The organism is Leptolyngbya sp. AS-A5 (genome assembly GCF_039962495.1).
Taxonomy (GTDB): Bacteria; Cyanobacteriota; Cyanobacteriia; order Leptolyngbyales; family Leptolyngbyaceae; genus Leptolyngbya.
This window is the reverse complement of record NZ_JAMPLL010000001.1, coordinates 57960-76433: the sequence shown is the minus strand read 5'-3', so window position 1 is coordinate 76433 and position 18474 is coordinate 57960. Positions and strand designations below refer to the sequence as shown.

The following is an 18474-nucleotide window of genomic DNA, read 5'->3' as shown; positions in this document are numbered from 1 at the left end:
AGCATGAATATTATTGCTTGGGCTGTACTTGGAATCGTTGCAGGTGCGATCGCCAAACTCCTTTACCCTGGACGGCAGGGCGGCGGAATTTTCACCACCATGATTTTAGGCATCATTGGTTCGTTCTTAGGCGGAAGCCTGTATACGCTTCTGACGAAAGGAACAATCAGCCTCACTGCGACCGGATTTAGCTTACCGGGCTTACTTGTAGCAGTCCTCGGAGCCATGATTGCAATCTTTCTTTGGGGACTCGTCACCCGTAGCGCTGCATAGTATCAGTGCCCGACTGCTACGAAATTGACTGCTTCAATCTGTGCTGAGGATTATCTGGCGGTTACTGTCGGAAGAGAGAGTGCTGCTAGATAATCCCTTCTTTTTAGTAGAGGTCAAACCTCCATTACTGCTCGTATCCTAAGATTCATCAAGACGCGGATCGAGGGGCGAAAGTAGTGATGACTTACCTTGGACAACATATCGAAATCACCGAACAAGATGCAGGTTGGATTAGCATTTGGTGGCATGAAGGTGGCATGATTCAGCTTGGCTTTTTCTCGAATGCACCAGATGCCTGGCAAGCTGTAACAGAATTAATTCAACGAGATTTAGCAGTACGCTGCCTATTAGGTGTGATTGATGAATGGCGCGATCGCGATCAAATTGATGAAGTTGAATACGCTTTGGGTGTGAATTCACTGGTTGAATTTGTACTGGCTTAGTTTTGGTTAACTCTACAGTTTGACCTTGCCCAAGGTAGCGCAAAATCGTGAGGCTCAATCTCGCTGAAGCTGCTGGACTGCTTGAAGCCGGAACTGAAGTGACTCAAGCAAGCGGCTCAAGCATAGTCTAGCTGTCTCGTCATGAATTAAAGGGAACCGCGATCGCGGCTCCCTTTTTTATTTGGCTTCCGGCAGGGCATCGGTCGATCGACGAGTCACAATCCATTCCGTATTGCCAACAATGTGATCATAAATTGCCGTAATTGCGATTACGCTTTTAAACACACAGTAGAACGGGATAAACAAGCAGTAAATCCAGAAATCTTTGGCAGAGTGTTTGATTACATCAGTTCTCACGAGCCAAGCCGCCAGCGTTTGTAGTGGGCCACTCGCCAAGGTCAATAGGGTCATTGCCCAAATATATTCTGGAGCAATATCCGGTGCCTGTGAGCCTGTGAGCGTTAAGCTAAACACCATTGGAAACGCTTGCAGTGCGATGAAGTGAAAGCCTGCACTATATACCAGAAGTAGTGTCCAATAGGCTTTCTGCCAACTGTCTAAACGCAGCGATCGTACAATCACGGCTTGATATTTCAAAGTGACTTCTAACCAACCTTGTGCCCACCGCTTGCGCTGGAACCAGAAAGCTCTTACATCTACAGGCGCGAGTTCCGTCACAACGATCGTCGGATCATGCACGATGTTGTGTCCGCTCAGCAAGGTTCTAAAACTTGCATCGATATCTTCAGTCAACATTCGCGAGCTAAATCCGATGTGCTTCAGTACCGAAGTTCTCCAGTATCCATTTGCGCCACAAAACACACCCGTATCGACTAGCAGCGATTTTGCCGGATGGCTGACTCCATAGATACACTCAAACTCGACCGCAATCATCCGTGTCATGAAGTTAAAACCCCGATTGCGAATTACGTTGCGCCCCTGCACAGCGCTATAGCGGTAGTTCGAGAGCCAGCGCCAAGCGCGAGTAAAACAATCTGGATTTGGGTGGTGATCTGCATCTAAGATCCCAGTCACTTCTCCGGTCACGATTTCTAAGGCTGCGTTAATATTCTGCGCTTTCGATCGACTGCCTTCGACACAAAGTAGTTGAAGCTCTGGATGCTGCTCAGCCAGTTGCTCTAAGCGGTCTTCAATCGGTAAACGTTCTGGTCGATTGTATGCCAGAATCACCTCTAAGCCTGCTTCGGGACGCTCGGTCGTCTTTAAGATATACTCCAGCGTTTCTAGAATAATCTGCTGTTCGTTCGGCAAATACGCCGCCACAATTAACGAGCATTTGGGGACATCAACTGTAGCTCCGAGCAACGGGTAAAGGGGCTGAGTGCGAGGAGAGCGCATGAACCTCTGCACAATCCCGAACTTTGGTACCTTGGCGATATGTCCGCGACGATACGTGATTGCTGTGGACAGCGCTTCCCCGACTACCACGATCGAAGTCACTAGGTACAATATCGGAATCAGAACGTGAAGAAAGGAAAGATCCCATCCATTCTCCAAAATGTAGTAGTACAGCGCTGTCGGTAGACCGATCACGACAAAATGAGTCAGAAGAATTTTGTCGAGGATAGGTCCGAAGAAGACAACGGGCTTGTGCAGCAGTCCCTTACGCATAGTAGTTGATTAAAGACCAGAAGAGCTTCTTCATAGATAGAAACCACGTGTTACAGAAGTTGTCAAACTTATCTCTGTGTGAATTTGATCACTTATTGGCTTAAACTCGCGCTATTTATCCCTTTCAAGATTCAAGAGATAAGCAGCACTGCTTAACAACAGAGCGGACTGAACACAGACTTCTCTTTTTAGATAGAGAAAGCCAGCTCAAGATCGAGCTTCATCTGAATTCACACAGATTACGGAATTTTGACAAATAAAAAGGCTTTGTGAACAACATTTTTCGCCACAAAGCCCATTATTTCTCGATTAATCAGTTTTATTAATCTATTTCAACTAACTGAATATCAAAAACTAAATCTTCTCCTGCTAAAGGATGGTTTGCATCTAGCGTAATATCTGCTTCCGAAACATCTGTCACCACGACTGGGATGGTTTCTCCGGAGGGTTGCCGAATTTCTAGCTGCTGCCCGATTTCAGGCTGCATTTCCGGCGGCATCTGAGCACGATCGACCACAACGACCATTTCTTCGCGATGTTCGCCATACGCTTGCTCAGCGGGAATGACTTCAGTTTTCGCATCTCCCGGGCTCATGCCCACAACCGCTTTTTCAAAGCCGGGGATAATGTTGCCGTCTCCGATCGTAAATTCCAACGGTTCGCCGTTGGCTGAGGAATCGAACACCGTGCCATCATCGAGTTTGCCTGTGTAGTGAACGCGGACGGTGTCCCCTAATTTTGCTTGTGTCATAGTGAAATTTTTGTAGCGTCAATTCACTCTAGCAATAATGGTTAGAGATGACAGAACTCTTAAGGTAGAGTCAAGAAACGATGCAAGATGTGATTGTAGTTGGAAGCGGAATCGGGGGATTGGTTGCAGGCGCACTTTTGGCGCGTTATGGCAAGTCGGTGCTGGTGTGTGAAAGCCATACCATTCCAGGAGGCGCGGTGCATAGCTTTTCGCGGCAGGGGTTTCACTTTGATTCCGGAGCATCGTTTTACTGTGGATTAAGTGATTCAAACTCTGTGAATCCCTTGCGCCAAGTCTTGGCTGTCTTAGGGGAATCGGTGGAAGCGGTTCCTTATGATCCATTCGGGCATTATCACTTCCCGGACGCGGTACTCCCGGTTTACGGCAATCTAGAGAAATATCGATCGGCGGTGTCCCAAATTTCTCCGCAGGGTGCGATCGAACTGACCGAACTCGAAAAGCGATTTCTCAAACTGTACGCAGGGTTGCGAGGAATTCCCACGCTGGCACTCCGGAGCGATTGGAAATTAGCTCCGATCTTGCTGAGTCGCTATCTTCCATCGCTGCTGAAGATGTTGCCAAATCTACCAATGATCCAGGCTTCAGTTGGGGATTTGATGGATCAAACTGTTCGTGATCCGTGGGTGCGGCGGTTGATCGATTTAGAGTGTTTTTTGCTGTCGGGACTCAAGGCACATGGAACGATCGCGCCTGAAGTGGCGTTTATGTTTGGCGAACGAACAAGCTCCGTGATTGATTACCCGATCGGGGGCAGTGGAGCGATCGTTGATGCACTGGTTCGTGGACTGAAAAAATGGGGCGGGACATTGCGGCTTGGAACTCACGTCGAAAAAATTCTGGTGGAATCAGGCAAAGTTCGGGGAGTGCGGCTGCGAAACGGTGAGGCATTATCGGCAGCGATCGTCATTTCTAATGCGAGTGTTTGGGATACTTATGCTCAGCTTTTAGAGCCGACAGATCTTCCTACTTCCTACCGTAAAAATGCGCTGGCTACGCCTGCGATCGATAGCTTTATGCACTTGCATCTGGGCATTCGGGCAGACGGATTACAGCATCTCACTGGACATCATGTGGTTGTGCATGACGATCGCGACATCACGACTCCTGGGAATACCTGCATGATTTCCATTCCCTCGGTTTGGGATGAAAATCTAGCGCCATCCGGTCATCATGTGGTTCATACGTATACCTTAGAACCCTTCGCAGATTGGACACGCAATGCCGAATACGAACAGAAAAAATGGGCACGATCGCAGCCACTTTATCGGGCGGTTGAGCGAGTCATCCCGGATCTCAAAGACCGAATTGTTCTAGAACTGGTTGGAACGCCGCTGACTCATGCGCGATATTTGCGACGATATCAAGGAACCTATGGAGCGGGAATTCCAGCAGGACAGGGATTATTTCCGAGTTGCCACACGCCGATCGCAAACCTCTACCGCGTTGGAGACAGCACCATGCCGGGAATTGGAGTGCCTGCGGTGGCGGCTTCTGGGATTCTCTGTGCCAATACTCTGGTCGATCCGGCTCAAACTCTCGAATTGGTTGACTTGCTTTGATGTCTTTTTTTCTACAGTTTCGGGGTGAACTTGCCGCGCTCGCTGCTGCATTGATTTGGGCGTGCGGCTCGATCGTCTACACCGGAGTCGGACGGCAGATTACTCCTTTAGCGTTGAATTTTACAAAAGGCTGGATCGCGATCGTGCTGCTCGGTCTCACCTTTTTGTTCACAGGACAATCCTTTCCGGCGATCGATCCTGCCTCATTTTTTCTCTTGTTTCTCAGTGGCGTAATCGGCATTGGATTCGGAGATACTACCTATTTCAAAGCGCTCAACTGTATCGGGGCACGACGCACTTTATTGTTTGAAACCCTCGCCCCGCCACTCTCTGCGATTCTTGCCTTGATCTTTCTTCAGGAACGCTTATCTGTCTCAGCCTGGCTCGGAATCGGACTGACGATCGCTGGGGTCGTTTGGGTGATTTTGGAACGGGTTTCGGACAGGCATGAGAACTTTCGCCCCCTACAAGGAGGTTTGTACGGACTGCTTGCGGCGATCGGGCAAGCGGCGGGTGCAGTGTTATCGAGATCTGCGCTGATTCATACCGATATTGATTCTTTGTGGAGTACCTTAATTCGGTTAATCGGGGGCACGATCGCGCTGTTTATCTGGATACTTCTACAGCACCAAATTAGCGCAATGATCAAACCCCTAAAAGATCGTCGTTTGCTTGTGGTAATCGCCGGAACTGCTTTTATCAGCACCTATCTCGGTATCTGGCTCCAGCAAACCTCGCTGAAATTTGCCACCACGGGGATTGCTCAAGCACTCAGCAGTACCAGTCCCCTGTTTGTTCTTCCTATTAGTCGGGCAATGGGCGATCGGATCAGTCTGCGATCGTTTTTCGGCGTTCTCATTTCTCTTTTGGGAGTGGCTTTATTATTCCATCGCTAGTAATGTATAGAACTTCTCCACAGTTAACCCAATTATTAAAGTGTAGCGATCGCGACAATTTAATCCTGGAGATGGATGGAGATTGAGGTTTCGATAGCAGAAACTAATAATTGAAATTAGATTTTTTCAGTCAATGAGAATACAGACTTTAAAGAAGCACAGGATTTTTAGGAGCGACTGATATAATTGGAAGGGGGGCTTGCTACGGGGGTTGGATTAGTTAATGCCTCACTTTTGTTTTGCAAGTAGCAGTTCTATCGCTTTCACCTGTAATAAATTAACTAACAACGACTTGAGCCAGTGTTCCTGATTCTTTTGGGTTCCCAATTATTTGTGAAACAGCCAAGGTTGTTATGCCTACATTTCGTCAACATCTAGGGAAGCTAATCTGTGGGTCGCCTAATCTGAGTTTGGTAGAACAGTAATCTGACCAAATTCAAAGCGGAGGAACCAATTCTTGGGGCGAATCTCAAACACCCGTCTGAGAAAGACACCTTCCAGTCTTAGCCCGTCAGCTAACTCCGTCGGCATTGGGAGGATGACTCAGTGTTTAACTCTGAGTTTCCTAAACTAACTCGATCGTTTGCGATCGGGACAACTCCCTCACCCACCTCTCGCTTTTGTAGTTAAGAGAGGTTGCACTCATGAACATTCATTCGATGCTGGTACGGCTCCAAGGAACGCTCGGACGTACTGATCTTGTCCAGAAAATGGTTTTAATTCCTGCAAAAGCCCCAAGCGGTGCAGCAGATTCGGGAATTAATCTCGTCGTTGGTTACTCGAATTCACCTAGGAGCCAGACCGCATTGGATTTGACGCTCTGGATCGCTCATCAAACTCGCTTAGCAACCGGAAAACAAGTCACGGTTCAAGTGGTGTACGTGGTTGAAGACGGCATGATGAAGCGGATTCCAGTATTTGAATCGGGCGCAAAGCGTAAAGCCGCAGCAAAAGCCGAAGGCGAATGGCGCACCAGTCGAACGGCGATCGCGGAGCTAGAAACCGCGACAAAAGCGCAGTTCGGTGCGGCGGAATTGTTTGAACAAGCCGATCGTATTCTGTGGAATGCTCGATGTATGGCGGAAGAGTGGCGCGGGTCGCTCAAAACGCATCTGCGGTTTGGTGTGGTTGCGAAAGAGCTAAAAGAGGTTGTGGCGGCGGAAAGCGCATCGCTGCTGATTCTGGGCTGTGATGCCCCGGATCATCCCTTGGTGAAGCAACTGGGCAAGTCGTTCCCCTGTCCTGTGTTGGGGATTCCGTCGGTATTAGAAGGCGAATAAAAAAGTGCAGCAGATCGTCGATCTGCTGCGATCTAGATTTTAGAGGGGCGATCGTCCTGTAATTAGCATTCGATAGCCAAGCGCGATCGAAACGAACGAAGCCAAAAACTGCCAAAGACTCGTGGGATTCAGAACGGCTCGGCTGTTGAAGAAAACGAAGGTGATTCCGAGAGTTATCGGTATCCAGCCTAGCTTGCGATCGCGTCTTGGGAGAAAGATCAGCATCAAGACTCCGGCAACTAAGGATGCAATAGAAGCGTTTGCTGCGATTCCCTGCAACCAATAGCCATAACCGCTAGTGGTGAAAATAATTTTTTGTCCTAAGAAGTAGATTCCAAGAATAATTAGACCTAAACCGAATAGCCGCAAGAAAGTACGCATACCAGCAGCGTGAGAGACGATATGCTAAGAATTCCCACGCTGCTTGTTAGGATTTTGGCTGGTTAAGATTTGGGTTGCAAAACGAGCTGACGCAGTTGAATCCGAAAATCGACATCTAAATATTTTTCTTGCAACGATCGCCATGCTTTCCAAGCGATCGTTCTTTTTTGAGCGAGCCGTCCTGAGAAAGTCGGACAGAGTTTTTCGATCGAATCACTTAGATGTTCGTTTAAGAAAGCCTGCAGTATCACGCTATCCTGAATCTGTCCTAAAATTTCTTGAATTTGCTTAAATTTATCAACCTGAGATTCGTATTCTTTGCCATAGAAATCGGTAAATAGCTCAGTTTGATAGCGCAATCGCTTCATCTGCTTACGTAAATCGTGCAGGAGCTCGTCTTGCTTTAGCTGCTCTCGAATAGCTTCAGGTGTAATGGGTGCGAAAACTCTTCGCTCGGACTCGAATTCAACTCCGATGAGCCAAGCGGGATGTACCAAAATGCCGCTAATCAAGGGCAAGAGAATATCAGGCAAAACTTCTCGAATGGGCAACTGGGCGATCGCGCTGAACTGCGGCCATGCTAACCAATCCTCCATGCTTTGCTTGAATGCCTCGTATTTTTTGGACTTCAAGGTTTTTTGCAGTTGATCAAAATCTCGCGATCGCTGCTGCTGCAATTTTTTGAGCGATCCCTTTAAAGTGTCCTGCTCACGCGCAGGAAGGCTGGTATGCGAAGTGAGTTCAAGCTGAAGCACATCTAGATCGCGTACCGCTCCCAACACTTGAGCAAATTTGCGAATTCTCGCTTCGCTGGCGGCTTCGGGCAAATCTGCGGCGAACCCAAACACCTGAATTGCAGTTCTCAGTCGTCTTAACCCCACTCGCATTTGATGGAGTGCTTCTGGGTCTCGATCGGCTAAAACGTCCTCTTCGTGCTTGATCGCTTTACGGAAATGCTTTTCGATCGCGCGATGACCATAATAGCTTAGAGCTTCTTGGGGTAATCTTATTTGAAAATTCATAACGAGTTCTCATAACAGGTTTACCAGTCATCTTGAATTTTGTATTAGCTCAAATCTAGAAACCTCTAGCTTTAGTTTATGATTTGCAGGCAGAATGCAAAAACTAGCGCAAAAAAAGTATAAAAAATACTGACTTGCTCAAACTATAAAAGTAGAAATCATCTGGAAAGAAAATGAAACGCATTGTATTTTGCGACTTTGACGGCACGATTACCCAGGCAGAAACCTTTGTCGCAATGCTGAGAGAATTTACACCTGTATTATCAGAGCGTTTACTTCCAGAAATTTATGCGAAACGTCTGACTTTACGGGATGGAGTCCGACAGTTTATTCAGTCGATTCCAGCAGCGCGATATGGAGACATCATCGAGTTCACGCGATCGCAGCCGATTCGCCCTGGTTTATTAGAACTGCTTGATTTTCTTGAATCCAAGGAGATTCCTTTTGTCGTGATTTCTGGCGGTTTAATGGGAATGGTTGAATCTGTGCTTAATCCGCTCCGCCATCGAATTTATGCGATTCATGCAATGGAAGTCGATACGAGAGAACAGTTTTTACAGGTTCATTCTGCTTACGAAAGTGAGACAGAAATCGTGGCAAAAGCACAAATTATGGCGAAATATAACGCGGATCAATCGATTGCGATCGGGGATTCGATTACCGACTTAAATCTCGCTTTAGCTGCCGAAGTTGTGTTTGCGCGTCCGCCGCTCACTCGGTATTTAGAAGAACGCAATAAAGCCTTTATTCCCTGGAGTGATTTCTTTGAGGTTCAAGATTATTTGCGAGATCATGTTTTAGGTGGTTCCTTTGAACAATCCCTGCGGACGCACTAACAGCACAATCACCATAATTAACAATGCAAATCCAAGTTTGTATTGGGCTGTAAATAAGCGAGTTGCGATAATAAATCCAGCGATCGGATTTGAAGCAAATGGTGCTAACAAATCAGTCAATCCGCCTCCGACCTCTTGTGCAATGCCGATAATTAATCCACCCGCGATCGCGCCGTAAGGATTTCCAATTCCCCCTAGAATCACCGACGCAAATAGCGGCAGAATTAGGAACCAGCCCATATTCGGGCGCACGGCTTCCACTAATCCCAACATACTGCCGCCCAATGCTGTCAAACTTCCGGCGATTACCCAAGTCCAAATCACGACGCGATCAACATTAATTCCTGTTGTTCGGGCTAGATCTAAATCGTCTGCCACTGCGCGCATTGCTTTACCAATTTTGGTGTTTTGCAACAGGTAATGTAATCCAGCGATCGCCGCGATTGCTAATAGGATCACCAGTATCTTATTAAACGGAATATTGATTCCAAAAATAGATAAGGCGCGAAGCACAGGAAGGTTATACCGTTGATTGCCGCCGCCCCAAATCAAGATAATGCCATTGCGAATAAACAAGGCAAGCCCGATCGAAATAATAATCAGCGTGGTTGGGGTTGCTCGTTTTTTTCGCATCGGCGACCAGAGCAGTTTTTCGCTCAGTAGAGTCACTCCAACCGTGACGATCGCAGAGAGAAACATCGATATCCAAATATTGATACCGATCGCATTAAACAGCAGCGTAAAATAAGCGCCCAGCGTCATGAAATCACCGTGCGCGAAATTTGAGAGTCGCAGAATTCCGTAAGTTAGGGTTAATCCCACTGCTGAGAGCGCGATTATGCTCCCGACAGAAATTCCATTGACAACTAACTGCACGAACTGAGCAAAAAAGGCATCCATGCGCGGCACTTGATCACGATATCGCTTGATTGTGCCTGAAGTGGGGAAGTTTGGGAAGAGATCCGAAATTTTGCCAATAAAAAAGCAGTCCCTACCCGGTTTGGACTGCCCTTGTGTTAGACGATGAGCTTCTCAATCTGTATATATCATGCCGCCTCTGGGCGAACTACACATCAGCCTAAAGGATGATGTAAATCAGCATTTACAAGGAGTTTGCCGCAGCGATCGCAATTGCAGCGGGATAGATCCGATGTTCTTCTGCATGAATTCGAGCTTGCAAAGTTTCGATCGTATCTTCTGCAAGTACCGGAACCGCCGCTTGAATGATAATGTCGCCGCTATCGACTTCTGGAACGACTAAATGAACGCTACACCCTGCAATCTTCACACCTGCTTCTAAGGCTTGCTCAACGGCGCGATTGCCCTTAAAGCTCGGCAACAAACTTGGATGAATGTTGAGAATACGATCGCGAAATGCCTCAATCAGAACTGGAGTCACAATCCGCATCCAACCCGCCATGATCACCCACTCCACTGAATGCTGCTTCAAGGTTTTGACGATCGCTTGATCTAAGTCCTCCCGACTAGCAAACTCCCGGTGATTCAGTAAGACGGCGGGAACGTTAAATCGGTTCGCTCGATCGACGACTTTTGCACCCGGATTGTTATAAATCACCACCTGAATATCTGCATTGAGATGCCCGTCTTGAATCGATTGCGCGATCGCTTCAAAGTTACTTCCGCTTCCCGATGCCATCACGCCAAGCTTGAGGCGCGGATGAGACGGAAATTCAGCGTGTTTAGGAGAAATCAGCGCAACCATGAGAACGATGATGAGAAAACAGCTTCTCAGTTTAGCGTAGGGGCTGCGATCGCTGGTAGAAACAATTTCTTAAAAGTTGATTGTTCATGTTAATTGATAGACAGACAGATAAAATAACCCTAATTTGAACGATCGCCCTCATGCTCTTTGATTCCCTTCGCACCAAACCCCGATCAGATTCCGGATTCTCGCGCTTACTTGATCGAGAAGTGATCGCTGCTTGGGTTTTTCTCGCGCCTGCGTTGATTCTGCTTGGTGTGTTTGTGTTGTATCCGATCGCGTATCTGTGCTATCTCAGCTTCACTATGGGCAGCTTCACCCGATTAGGGGTGCGCTGGGTCGGATTACGGAATTATTGGCGATTGCTGCTGAGTCCTGATTTTTGGCAAGTATTGGGGAATACGGCTTACTTTACGATCTCAACCGTGATTCCCAGTTTGATCCTTCCCTTGAGCTTAGCGGTCTTGCTGAATCAATCAATTCTGTTTCGTGGATTGCTGAGAGCCGCTTACTTTATTCCGTCGATTACGTCGTTAGTGGCGGTTGGATTGGGGTTTCGCTGGCTCTTTCAAAGCGATGGCGTGATCAATCAGTGGTTAAACGCGATTAATATTCCCGCAATTCCTTGGCTTCAGAGTACCGTTTGGGCAATGCCTGTGTTGATCTTGCTTAGCATTTGGAAGCAGATCGGATTTAATATGCTTGTGTTTCTGGCGGGATTACAAACGATTCCAATCAATCGGTATGAAGCCGCAGAACTAGATGGGGCAAACGCTTGGCAGAAGTTTCGATATGTGACGCTGCCGGGATTGAGGCCGACGATCGTCTTCGTTACTGTCACTACTGCAATTTTTACCTTACGAAGCTTCGAGCAAGTCTATGTAATCACGGGCGGCGGCCCAATGAACTCCACAAACTTGCTCGTTTACTTCATCTACGATCAAGCCTTTGCTCAATTTGATTTTGGTTATGCGGCGGCGGCGGCAACATTGCTGTTACTAATCGCGTTGCTATTGGTGTATTGGCAAGTCCAAACACTGCGCGAAGCAGAGCGATCAAGCGACGATTAAGCATCCGGGAAGGTTTGCTGAAACTCCTCGATCAGAATATCCATCTCCTCAAGCGCCTGATTCACGTCAATCCGCAACGCGCCCAGATTCGGCTGTTCCATCAGCTTCAATAGAGATTCGCGCTTGCTTTCGATCAGCTTAATCCGTTCTTTAATCGTTTCCGCGTCCATGTTGAGCATTCCTCCAGGTCGATCGAGCTTATGTATGACTGAATGTTAAGCTACTCTCAATTCTAGTCAGATTTCCTCAAAACTGAGCAAAGTCTCATCAATTAAGGCTTTCTGTACTTCTGTCTTTCGGCAGATGAAATTTATTTAAAAGTTCACACCAGAACTTCACAAAATTTGTGAGCAAGGGTCCGATCTACGAGTAAAGTAATGTGTACTCCTCCACTAGATTAGGCCCGAAGAGTTAAGTATGGGTAGAAAAAATCATCCCCCGGCTTGGATTGTCGTATTGGTTTGCAGTGCGGCTGGCGTTGTGTTAGGCGGTTCGGCAAGCTGGGCAGAAAGCAATCAGTGTTTGCAAGATAAGGTCGTGACCAATCAATGCTTGACCCAAGATCCTGTGAGAAAGACGGGCGAAGGCATGATGGCAGGAATGGTAGCGGGTGCGGGTGCGGCAGTCGGCGCAACTTGGAGCCAACGAAAGCGCGATTCTTAACTCAACTGCACCACGGGTTGATCCTCGACTAACGTCCGTGCTGTTAACAAATCCTCAACCGTGATTTTGAGGAAGCGATCGCTATCCACCTGAAATTGCACTTTAATGCGATCGCTTCCCGGCACTCCTGGCGGGTCAAGCTCTGCAATACTGCGCGACCCCTCTCGATCGTTTAATGCCTGCACCGGAGCCTGGGAACTGGTGAGATTTCGAGTGACTAAGCGATCGCCATCAAAATACACCTCGGTCTGAACTGTTTCTGCGCCCATTTCACCGATGACGAGTTCGATGCTGGGTTGACCGTCGATCGACGCACCCAACACTAACTCAACGGGCTTCTCCATCGGATAAGGCTGTCCCGCTTTAACTAAGGGATGCCAGTTGTGGCAATTTTGCCTGCGATCCCAATAGCGAATGCCGTAACCGTGGTAGAGAAAGTCTTTAAGCTGTACGCCTTGACTCAGTTGAAGTGCGCCTTGAGCGATCGCTTCAAACGGCTTTTCACATCGAATCAAGCTTTCGTCAAAATACTGCCGCACCCAGTTGTGAACGGCTGGAATTTGAACCGTTCCACCCACTAATAAAACGGCATCAATATCACTTGTTGCCAACCCTTGACGGCGAGCTTGTTGCAGCACTTGTTCCATTGACTCATCAAGCTGAGTGAAAAATCCGCGATCGCTCAAAATCTGCTCAAACTGCGATCGAGTGAGCGATAAGTCATAGCTTTCAAACGTTTCGTCGTTGAAGAACACTTCTTGCGCTTGAGTGGAAAGAGAAAGCTGAATCTTCAGGCGTTCTGCAAGTCTTGCAATTAAGGGTGTTGCCGTGAGTCCCTGAGTTTTGACAAAATGATCCACGACCCAATTATCTAAATCTGAGCCGCCTAAATTCTGTCCCGCTTTAGCAATCACTCTAGCAATCCTTGCTTTTTGTCCTGACTGTTCCTTAAATGATTTCTGCCCCCATTTCAGAATGAATCCCAACGGTTTCGATTGAGAGATCTCGTTCACGTTGATTTGAACGATCGATAAATCCAGTGTGCCGCCACCAAAATCAACCACTAATAACGTTTGTCGATCGCTTAATCCATATCCCAATGCCGCCGCAGTCGGTTCATCAATCATTCTCACCTGATTGATATCCAGCGATTCGCAAATCTGCCCCAACCACAATCGATACGCCTCGAAACTATCAACCGGAACCGTAAACACGATCGACTCTGCAATCTCTGGATCAGTCGTTTTGAGCTGATTGATAATTTGCGTTAGAAACCACTCGCCAACCTGCTCAAATCGAACGGTTTTCCCGTCTAATTCCGGTAAAAATCCCTGTACATCTGTCCCAATTCCACGCTTAAAGTTGCGGAAAAATCGCGCATCGCTGCTGATATCTAATGCCCGATCGCGCACCTGCTGACCGATCACAACTTTTCCCTGCGCTGCATTCTCCACGTACATCAAACTTGGGATCAAAGGTGGATTTTGGGCAAGGCGCTGCGAAATTCCAGGAAGAGAAAGGGTTTCTGGCTGTTGGGTCGCTGCATTCCAGCGGGTGATCACAGTGTTACTGGTTCCGAAGTCGATCGCGTAAGGCATTCTGGCGGTAGGTAGATTGACGTGAATCAGGTATACCAATTCACCAAACCATAAGAGATGTCTCTAAAGCAAGATTTTGCCGATGTTTTCAATCCTGAACTTCACGCTCTCTTAAAGTCAGAGAATCGTAATGTATATCCGGGGAATAATGGCAAGAGTTTATAATATTTTTTAACATAGACAACATCATGAACCCACTCCCACCCCTTAGAGCGCATTATGATTCGTCAACCCTCTCCTGAGCTGGCTACGTTCCTTTCAAGGCTGCGATCAGGAATTTGGATCTTCGGCATTTCCTCCTGGCTGTTTGGCATTACCGATCGCTCGATCGCCGCGTTAATGGACGGCTATCTCTCTGCATTAGATATCGCCCAACTCTTTACCGCTTCATTCTTCTTTATTGGCTGGCTGTTTCTCAAGCCCGCTAAACTGTTTCGAAATGGCAGATTCTAACAAGGGTAATGCGACTACAAAAGTTGCCCCTTGCCTTTCTCCCTCGCTTTCGACGCGCACCGTTCCACCCTGCAACTCAGTGAGGTGGCGCGCGATCGCGAGTCCCAATCCGAGTCCCCCGAACTGCCGGGTACTGCTTCCATCTGCCTGTTTAAAGTGATCAAACACATACGGCAGAAACTCAGGGGCGATGCCTACCCCATTATCCCGAACTGTAATTTCGGCTGTCCGTGATTGAGCACTTTCGTTCTGGGATAGTGCAACTTCAACTCGTCCGTTTTCTGCTGTAAATTTGATGGCATTAGAAAGTAGATTCCAGACAATTTGTTGAAGTCGATTGGAGTCTCCCGAAACCCTGTATGGCACATCAGGACTAATAAATTGAATTGAGATTTTTTTCGCTTCTGCGGAAAGTTGAACGGTGTCGATCGCCGATAGAATTGAATTCCGTAAATCTACAGGCTCACTTTTTAGTACCAGCTTACCCTTCAAAATTCGCGATATATCTAATAAATCGTCAATCAAGTTAATCTGAATCCTTGCATTCCGTTCAATAATATCTAAAGCGCGATCGGCAACTGACGAATCAAACTTGCGTTGACGCAGCAACTGTACCCAGCCCAAGATTGGATTCAACGGTGTTCGTAACTCATGAGACAGAACTGCTAAAAACTCATCTTTAATTTGATTTGACTTGGCTAACTGTTCGCTTCGATCTTGCAGCGATTTCATCAAATTTGCTCGATCGATTGCGATCGCAACTTGATCTGCTGCTGCCTGCATTAACTCCTGTTCTTCAAGTGTAAAAGAAGTCCGCGATCGACTACCAAACGACAACACCCCTAGCACTTTTCCTTGAGTAATCAAGGGTTGACTAGAGTAAGCGGTAATACCCAGCGATCGTATCAAACTAGTTTTTTCTAGAACTGAACTTTGAACATCACTAATAGAAATTTGTATTCCATCCTGTACAACCTGACCACATACAGCCTGGCCGAGCTCTAGCTCTAGAAGATCCATCTTTTGTTCAGCCGTTAATCCATATGATGAAGCTAGTTTTAGAGAAGCGCCATTCCCTCTAGGGGTTACTAAATAATTGATATAAAACCCTAAGCCTAACTGCGCTGAAAGTCTTTCATATAAGTTATCTAGTAGCGAGATTGGATCTTCCGCTAACAATAACTCTCGCGTTGTATCGTATAGCAAATTCAGCTTGCCATTCTGCTTACGCAAAGCTTGCTCTGCTAACTCACGCTGAATTAAATTTCGCCGCAACTGCAAGACCAAAACTTCAAGAAATAACGCGATCGCCAAGCAGCTTGGAATCGTCAGACTCACGATCGTATTCAGCCGATTTCGCTCAGCATTCGCTCGCTCTTCTAACAATTGGTTTTCTTCATTCTGCATTTCGCTAATCAACCCGCGAATCTCAGTCATCAAAGATAGACCTTGATTGCTCTTCACAATTGATCGCGCCGGATCAAATTGATTTGCATCTGCTAACTTAATCGTTCTCCTGATTAGAGCAAAACGATCGAGCAGCAATTGATTAATGCGTGATAGTCGTTGCTGCTGGCTGAGATTATCCTTAGTCAAACTTCGCAACCGAACCATCGTTTGATCGACAGCTTGAATCGAATCTTCATACGGTTGTAAATATTGGCGATCCTGCGTGAGCAGATATCCCCGTTGCCCTAACTCAGCATTCTTTAGCTGTGAGAGTAAAGATTGAGTTGTCAGCAAAACCTGTTGTGTGTGATTTTCCCACCGCTTCGCCTCGCGATATCCCGCCAACGTGGAGTAGGACAGCGTTCCAATCCCGACCAGGGCTGCAAGTGAACACCAAGCGCCGATCGAGGCATTGCATGAAAAAGACCGCTTCATGTGGCGCTCCAAATCAACCGTGAGGCAGATTTTACACCGCCTGTACTCTCTCTGGGTCTACTACAAGACGGATTCTCAGGTGTGTTCTCTATCCTGAGTAAAGATATTACAAAATGTTTCAGACTCACCAGGATAGTGAACACAATGCCGCACAATAATTTCGGAAGGTCGCTAAGTCAAAACGCTTGCGTCACAGAGGTTGCCCGAACTGCTTCATTGCAGTTCTGACGAATCTCAAGCTTGACAGCCCTCAGACATCCTGAGAAGCTGAAAGCCACGGCTCCAAGCGCGTAAACTTGCAAAGCCATTTGGGGAACTCCCGTTTTAAACACACTCGGTTACATTTCCTTGGAGGAATCCATCAATGAGTATTGTCACGAAGTCAATCGTGAACGCTGACGCTGAGGCACGTTACCTCAGCCCCGGTGAATTGGATCGGATCAAAGGCTTCGTCACCACGGGTGAGCGCCGCCTGCGGATCGCACAAACCTTGACCGATTCGCGTGAGCGCATCGTTAAGCAAGCAGGTGATCAACTGTTCCAAAAGCGTCCTGATGTTGTTTCTCCTGGTGGAAACGCATACGGCGAAGAAATGACCGCTACCTGTCTGCGTGACTTGGACTACTACCTGCGTCTCGTAACCTACGGAATCGTTGCAGGTGATGTAACCCCGATCGAAGAAATCGGTATCGTCGGCGTGAGAGAAATGTACAACTCCTTGGGAACTCCGATTCCTGCGGTTGCAGAAGGCATTCGCGCTATGAAGAACGTGGCTGCTTCGTTGCTCTCCTCGGATGATGCTTCCGAAGCTGGCGCTTACTTCGACTATGTAATCGGTGCAATGCAGTAATTGCTGCCTTGATCGATTTCCTCCTTGTTTAACTAGACCACGCGACTTACGGAACTTTAACCATGCAAGACGCAATTACCTCGGTAATCAATACTTCTGACGTTCAAGGTAAGTACCTTGACTCTTCATCCCTCGAAAAGCTCAAAGGCTACTTCCAAACGGGTGAACTGCGCGTTCGTGCAGCAACCACCATCTCGGCTAACGCAGCAGCGATCGTCAAAGAAGCTGTCGCTAAGTCCTTGTTGTACTCGGACATCACCCGTCCCGGTGGAAACATGTACACCACTCGTCGTTATGCTGCTTGCATTCGCGACTTGGACTACTATCTCCGCTATGCAACCTATGCAATGTTGGCTGGAGATCCTTCGATCCTCGATGAGCGCGTGCTCAACGGATTGAAAGAAACCTACAACAGCTTGGGTGTACCCATTGCTGCTACCGTTCAATCGATTCAAGCTATGAAAGAAGTCACGGCTGGATTGGTTGGTTCTGACGCTGGTAAAGAAATGGGCGTTTACTTCGACTACATCAGCTCTGGTTTGAGCTAACTCGCGAAAGGTTGAGAATGGAGTGATCTTCGTTCTTTAGCTTTCAGACTGGTTTGGAAGTCTGGAGTGAGTATTAAGTTGTTGAGGCGTGTCTAAGCTTTTGCGATTTAATATTGACTCTTGGCTTCCAACCTTTTAAACAGAGGTTTTGTGAAACCGACGATCGTTCCAATTTGTTAAGCCGCTATCATTTAGCTGAATTGGCGATCGACTCTTTTTGAGATTTTTCTAAACTCAACTCTTGCAAGGCACTTTTTTTGCTGCGCCTTTCTTCATCTTTAGGAGAGATCCCATGAGAATGTTCAAGATTACCGCTTGTGTTCCGAGCCAAACTCGGATTCGCACACAGCGCGAACTGCAAAATACGTTCTTTACCAAGCTTGTGCCTTACGAGAACTGGTTCAAAGAACAGCAACGCATCCAGAAGATGGGTGGAAAGATTGTGAAGGTGGAACTGGCTACGGGTAAACAGGGCATGAATACAGGTCTGGCGTAAGCGAGTTCTGAATGTTTGCTAACTCTGAGCATTAGCGGGAGGTTTTAGACCTCCTTTTTTGTTGGTCAATCATCACCTTGCTTGATACTGCAGTG

General features: G+C 47.3%; 22 protein-coding genes and 1 riboswitch. Of the genes, 12 read left to right on the top strand and 10 right to left on the bottom strand.

All coding sequences use genetic code 11. The features are described 5' to 3' along the window. The first annotated feature begins 3 nt into the window (after positions 1–3). Together NC980_RS00405 and NC980_RS00400 are read left to right on the top strand one after the other, a co-directional pair. Positions 4–273 (top strand): GlsB/YeaQ/YmgE family stress response membrane protein, encoded by a 270-nt coding sequence (locus NC980_RS00405; RefSeq protein ID WP_190378522.1) that lies wholly within the window; start codon positions 4–6, stop codon positions 271–273. Between the two features lie 179 nt (positions 274–452). Next, on the top strand, positions 453–716 hold the full coding sequence (locus tag NC980_RS00400; protein WP_190378521.1) for a hypothetical protein: 264 nt from the start codon (positions 453–455) through the stop codon (positions 714–716). A gap of 177 nt (positions 717–893) precedes the next feature. On the opposite strand, the gene NC980_RS00395 is transcribed toward NC980_RS00400, so the two are convergent. Both NC980_RS00395 and NC980_RS00390 read right to left on the bottom strand, forming a co-directional pair. Then, positions 894–2348 (bottom strand): glycosyltransferase, encoded by a 1455-nt coding sequence (locus tag NC980_RS00395; protein WP_190378520.1) that lies wholly within the window; start codon positions 2346–2348, stop codon positions 894–896. 322 nt (positions 2349–2670) lie between these two features. Continuing rightward, complete coding sequence (locus NC980_RS00390; protein WP_190378519.1) at positions 2671–3099, bottom strand: peptidylprolyl isomerase; 429 nt, start codon at positions 3097–3099, stop codon at positions 2671–2673. Positions 3100–3179: 80 nt separating this feature from the next. On the opposite strand from NC980_RS00390, the gene NC980_RS00385 reads away from it, so the two are divergent. The 3 genes from NC980_RS00385 (at position 3180) to NC980_RS00375 (ending at position 6855) form a co-directional block, all read left to right on the top strand. Beyond that, entirely contained in the window at positions 3180–4679 is a 1500-nt protein-coding gene (locus NC980_RS00385) for an NAD(P)/FAD-dependent oxidoreductase (protein WP_190378518.1), read from the top strand. Continuing rightward, on the top strand, positions 4679–5575 hold the full coding sequence (locus tag NC980_RS00380; protein ID WP_190378517.1) for a DMT family transporter: 897 nt from the start codon (positions 4679–4681) through the stop codon (positions 5573–5575). Before NC980_RS00385 ends, NC980_RS00380 begins: the two co-directional genes overlap by 1 nt. 418 nt (positions 5576–5993) lie before the next feature. Next, positions 5994–6117, top strand: a riboswitch (cyclic di-AMP (ydaO/yuaA leader). Positions 6118–6219: 102 nt separating this feature from the next. Beyond that, the gene (locus NC980_RS00375) at positions 6220–6855 is read left to right on the top strand and encodes a universal stress protein (RefSeq protein WP_242027118.1); all 636 of its coding nucleotides are present in this window, start codon (positions 6220–6222) and stop codon (positions 6853–6855) included. A gap of 39 nt (positions 6856–6894) precedes the next feature. On the opposite strand, the gene NC980_RS00370 is transcribed toward NC980_RS00375, so the two are convergent. After that, on the bottom strand, positions 6895–7236 hold the full coding sequence (locus NC980_RS00370; RefSeq protein WP_190378516.1) for a hypothetical protein: 342 nt from the start codon (positions 7234–7236) through the stop codon (positions 6895–6897). A 62-nt stretch (positions 7237–7298) separates the two neighbouring features. Then, positions 7299–8258 carry a CHAD domain-containing protein gene (locus NC980_RS00365; protein WP_190378515.1) on the bottom strand — a complete coding sequence of 320 codons (960 nt, stop codon included), beginning with the start codon at positions 8256–8258 and terminating at the stop codon, positions 7299–7301. 173 nt (positions 8259–8431) lie between these two features. On the opposite strand from NC980_RS00365, the gene NC980_RS00360 reads away from it, so the two are divergent. Then, the gene (locus tag NC980_RS00360; RefSeq protein ID WP_190378514.1) at positions 8432–9094 is read left to right on the top strand and encodes an HAD-IB family phosphatase; all 663 of its coding nucleotides are present in this window, start codon (positions 8432–8434) and stop codon (positions 9092–9094) included. On the opposite strand, the gene NC980_RS00355 is transcribed toward NC980_RS00360, so the two are convergent. Together NC980_RS00355 and purN are read right to left on the bottom strand one after the other, a co-directional pair. Then, entirely contained in the window at positions 9056–9994 is a 939-nt protein-coding gene (locus NC980_RS00355) for a branched-chain amino acid ABC transporter permease (protein ID WP_190378513.1), read from the bottom strand. The genes NC980_RS00360 and NC980_RS00355 overlap by 39 nt on opposite strands. Before the next feature lie 202 nt (positions 9995–10196). Continuing rightward, positions 10197–10817 carry a phosphoribosylglycinamide formyltransferase gene (purN, locus tag NC980_RS00350; RefSeq protein WP_190378512.1) on the bottom strand — a complete coding sequence of 207 codons (621 nt, stop codon included), beginning with the start codon at positions 10815–10817 and terminating at the stop codon, positions 10197–10199. Positions 10818–10957: 140 nt separating this feature from the next. Here purN and NC980_RS00345 point away from each other — a divergent pair, with 140 nt between their 5' ends. After that, positions 10958–11887, top strand: coding sequence for a sugar ABC transporter permease (locus NC980_RS00345; protein ID WP_190378511.1), 930 nt, complete (start codon positions 10958–10960; stop codon positions 11885–11887). Here the strand turns inward: NC980_RS00345 and NC980_RS00340 are convergent. Continuing rightward, positions 11884–12066, bottom strand: coding sequence for a hypothetical protein (locus tag NC980_RS00340; protein ID WP_190378918.1), 183 nt, complete (start codon positions 12064–12066; stop codon positions 11884–11886). The two genes, NC980_RS00345 and NC980_RS00340, sit on opposite strands and share 4 nt — an antisense overlap. A 238-nt stretch (positions 12067–12304) precedes the next feature. On the opposite strand from NC980_RS00340, the gene NC980_RS00335 reads away from it, so the two are divergent. Continuing rightward, entirely contained in the window at positions 12305–12550 is a 246-nt protein-coding gene (locus tag NC980_RS00335) for a hypothetical protein (protein ID WP_190378510.1), read from the top strand. Here the strand turns inward: NC980_RS00335 and NC980_RS00330 are convergent. Next, positions 12547–14148: an Hsp70 family protein gene (locus tag NC980_RS00330; RefSeq protein ID WP_190378878.1), complete on the bottom strand. Its 1602-nt coding sequence runs from the start codon at positions 14146–14148 to the stop codon at positions 12547–12549. The two genes, NC980_RS00335 and NC980_RS00330, sit on opposite strands and share 4 nt — an antisense overlap. A gap of 219 nt (positions 14149–14367) precedes the next feature. On the opposite strand from NC980_RS00330, the gene NC980_RS00325 reads away from it, so the two are divergent. After that, positions 14368–14601, top strand: a complete 234-nt coding sequence (locus NC980_RS00325) for a hypothetical protein (RefSeq protein ID WP_190378509.1) — start codon at positions 14368–14370, stop codon at positions 14599–14601. On the opposite strand, the gene NC980_RS00320 is transcribed toward NC980_RS00325, so the two are convergent. Together NC980_RS00320 and NC980_RS00315 are read right to left on the bottom strand one after the other, a co-directional pair. Next, entirely contained in the window at positions 14536–16485 is a 1950-nt protein-coding gene (locus NC980_RS00320) for a CHASE3 domain-containing protein (protein WP_190378508.1), read from the bottom strand. The genes NC980_RS00325 and NC980_RS00320 overlap by 66 nt on opposite strands. A 176-nt stretch (positions 16486–16661) precedes the next feature. After that, on the bottom strand, positions 16662–16793 hold the full coding sequence (locus tag NC980_RS00315; protein ID WP_277881520.1) for a hypothetical protein: 132 nt from the start codon (positions 16791–16793) through the stop codon (positions 16662–16664). 56 nt (positions 16794–16849) lie between these two features. Here NC980_RS00315 and apcA point away from each other — a divergent pair, with 56 nt between their 5' ends. The 3 genes from apcA (at position 16850) to NC980_RS00300 (ending at position 18379) form a co-directional block, all read left to right on the top strand. Continuing rightward, entirely contained in the window at positions 16850–17335 is a 486-nt protein-coding gene (gene apcA, locus NC980_RS00310; RefSeq protein ID WP_190378507.1) for an allophycocyanin subunit alpha, read from the top strand. A gap of 62 nt (positions 17336–17397) precedes the next feature. Continuing rightward, on the top strand, positions 17398–17883 hold the full coding sequence (gene apcB, locus NC980_RS00305; RefSeq protein WP_190378506.1) for an allophycocyanin subunit beta: 486 nt from the start codon (positions 17398–17400) through the stop codon (positions 17881–17883). 292 nt (positions 17884–18175) lie between these two features. Further along, a complete protein-coding gene (locus NC980_RS00300) occupies positions 18176–18379 on the top strand; it encodes a phycobilisome linker polypeptide (RefSeq protein ID WP_059000225.1) in 204 nt (67 codons plus the stop codon). Positions 18380–18474 lie beyond the last annotated feature (95 nt).

Excerpts from the sequence above, each read along its gene's own strand:
- NC980_RS00360 (WP_190378514.1), top strand. The coding sequence starts at position 8,432 with ATGAAACGCATTGTATTTTGCGACTTTGACGGCACGATTACCCAGGCA.
- purN (WP_190378512.1), bottom strand. The coding sequence starts at position 10,817 with ATGGTTGCGCTGATTTCTCCTAAACACGCTGAATTTCCGTCTCATCCG.
- apcA (WP_190378507.1), top strand. The coding sequence starts at position 16,850 with ATGAGTATTGTCACGAAGTCAATCGTGAACGCTGACGCTGAGGCACGT.
- NC980_RS00340 (WP_190378918.1), bottom strand. The coding sequence starts at position 12,066 with ATGCTCAACATGGACGCGGAAACGATTAAAGAACGGATTAAGCTGATC.
- NC980_RS00330 (WP_190378878.1), bottom strand. The coding sequence starts at position 14,148 with ATGCCTTACGCGATCGACTTCGGAACCAGTAACACTGTGATCACCCGC.
- NC980_RS00345 (WP_190378511.1), top strand. The coding sequence starts at position 10,958 with ATGCTCTTTGATTCCCTTCGCACCAAACCCCGATCAGATTCCGGATTC.
- NC980_RS00405 (WP_190378522.1), top strand. The coding sequence starts at position 4 with ATGAATATTATTGCTTGGGCTGTACTTGGAATCGTTGCAGGTGCGATC.
- NC980_RS00315 (WP_277881520.1), bottom strand. The coding sequence starts at position 16,793 with ATGGCTTTGCAAGTTTACGCGCTTGGAGCCGTGGCTTTCAGCTTCTCA.
- NC980_RS00320 (WP_190378508.1), bottom strand. The coding sequence starts at position 16,485 with ATGAAGCGGTCTTTTTCATGCAATGCCTCGATCGGCGCTTGGTGTTCA.
- apcB (WP_190378506.1), top strand. The coding sequence starts at position 17,398 with ATGCAAGACGCAATTACCTCGGTAATCAATACTTCTGACGTTCAAGGT.
- NC980_RS00300 (WP_059000225.1), top strand. The coding sequence starts at position 18,176 with ATGAGAATGTTCAAGATTACCGCTTGTGTTCCGAGCCAAACTCGGATT.
- NC980_RS00365 (WP_190378515.1), bottom strand. The coding sequence starts at position 8,258 with ATGAATTTTCAAATAAGATTACCCCAAGAAGCTCTAAGCTATTATGGT.
- NC980_RS00370 (WP_190378516.1), bottom strand. The coding sequence starts at position 7,236 with ATGCGTACTTTCTTGCGGCTATTCGGTTTAGGTCTAATTATTCTTGGA.
- NC980_RS00355 (WP_190378513.1), bottom strand. The coding sequence starts at position 9,994 with ATGGATGCCTTTTTTGCTCAGTTCGTGCAGTTAGTTGTCAATGGAATT.
- NC980_RS00390 (WP_190378519.1), bottom strand. The coding sequence starts at position 3,099 with ATGACACAAGCAAAATTAGGGGACACCGTCCGCGTTCACTACACAGGC.
- NC980_RS00400 (WP_190378521.1), top strand. The coding sequence starts at position 453 with ATGACTTACCTTGGACAACATATCGAAATCACCGAACAAGATGCAGGT.
- NC980_RS00335 (WP_190378510.1), top strand. The coding sequence starts at position 12,305 with ATGGGTAGAAAAAATCATCCCCCGGCTTGGATTGTCGTATTGGTTTGC.
- NC980_RS00375 (WP_242027118.1), top strand. The coding sequence starts at position 6,220 with ATGAACATTCATTCGATGCTGGTACGGCTCCAAGGAACGCTCGGACGT.
- NC980_RS00385 (WP_190378518.1), top strand. The coding sequence starts at position 3,180 with ATGCAAGATGTGATTGTAGTTGGAAGCGGAATCGGGGGATTGGTTGCA.
- NC980_RS00395 (WP_190378520.1), bottom strand. The coding sequence starts at position 2,348 with ATGCGTAAGGGACTGCTGCACAAGCCCGTTGTCTTCTTCGGACCTATC.
- NC980_RS00325 (WP_190378509.1), top strand. The coding sequence starts at position 14,368 with ATGATTCGTCAACCCTCTCCTGAGCTGGCTACGTTCCTTTCAAGGCTG.
- NC980_RS00380 (WP_190378517.1), top strand. The coding sequence starts at position 4,679 with ATGTCTTTTTTTCTACAGTTTCGGGGTGAACTTGCCGCGCTCGCTGCT.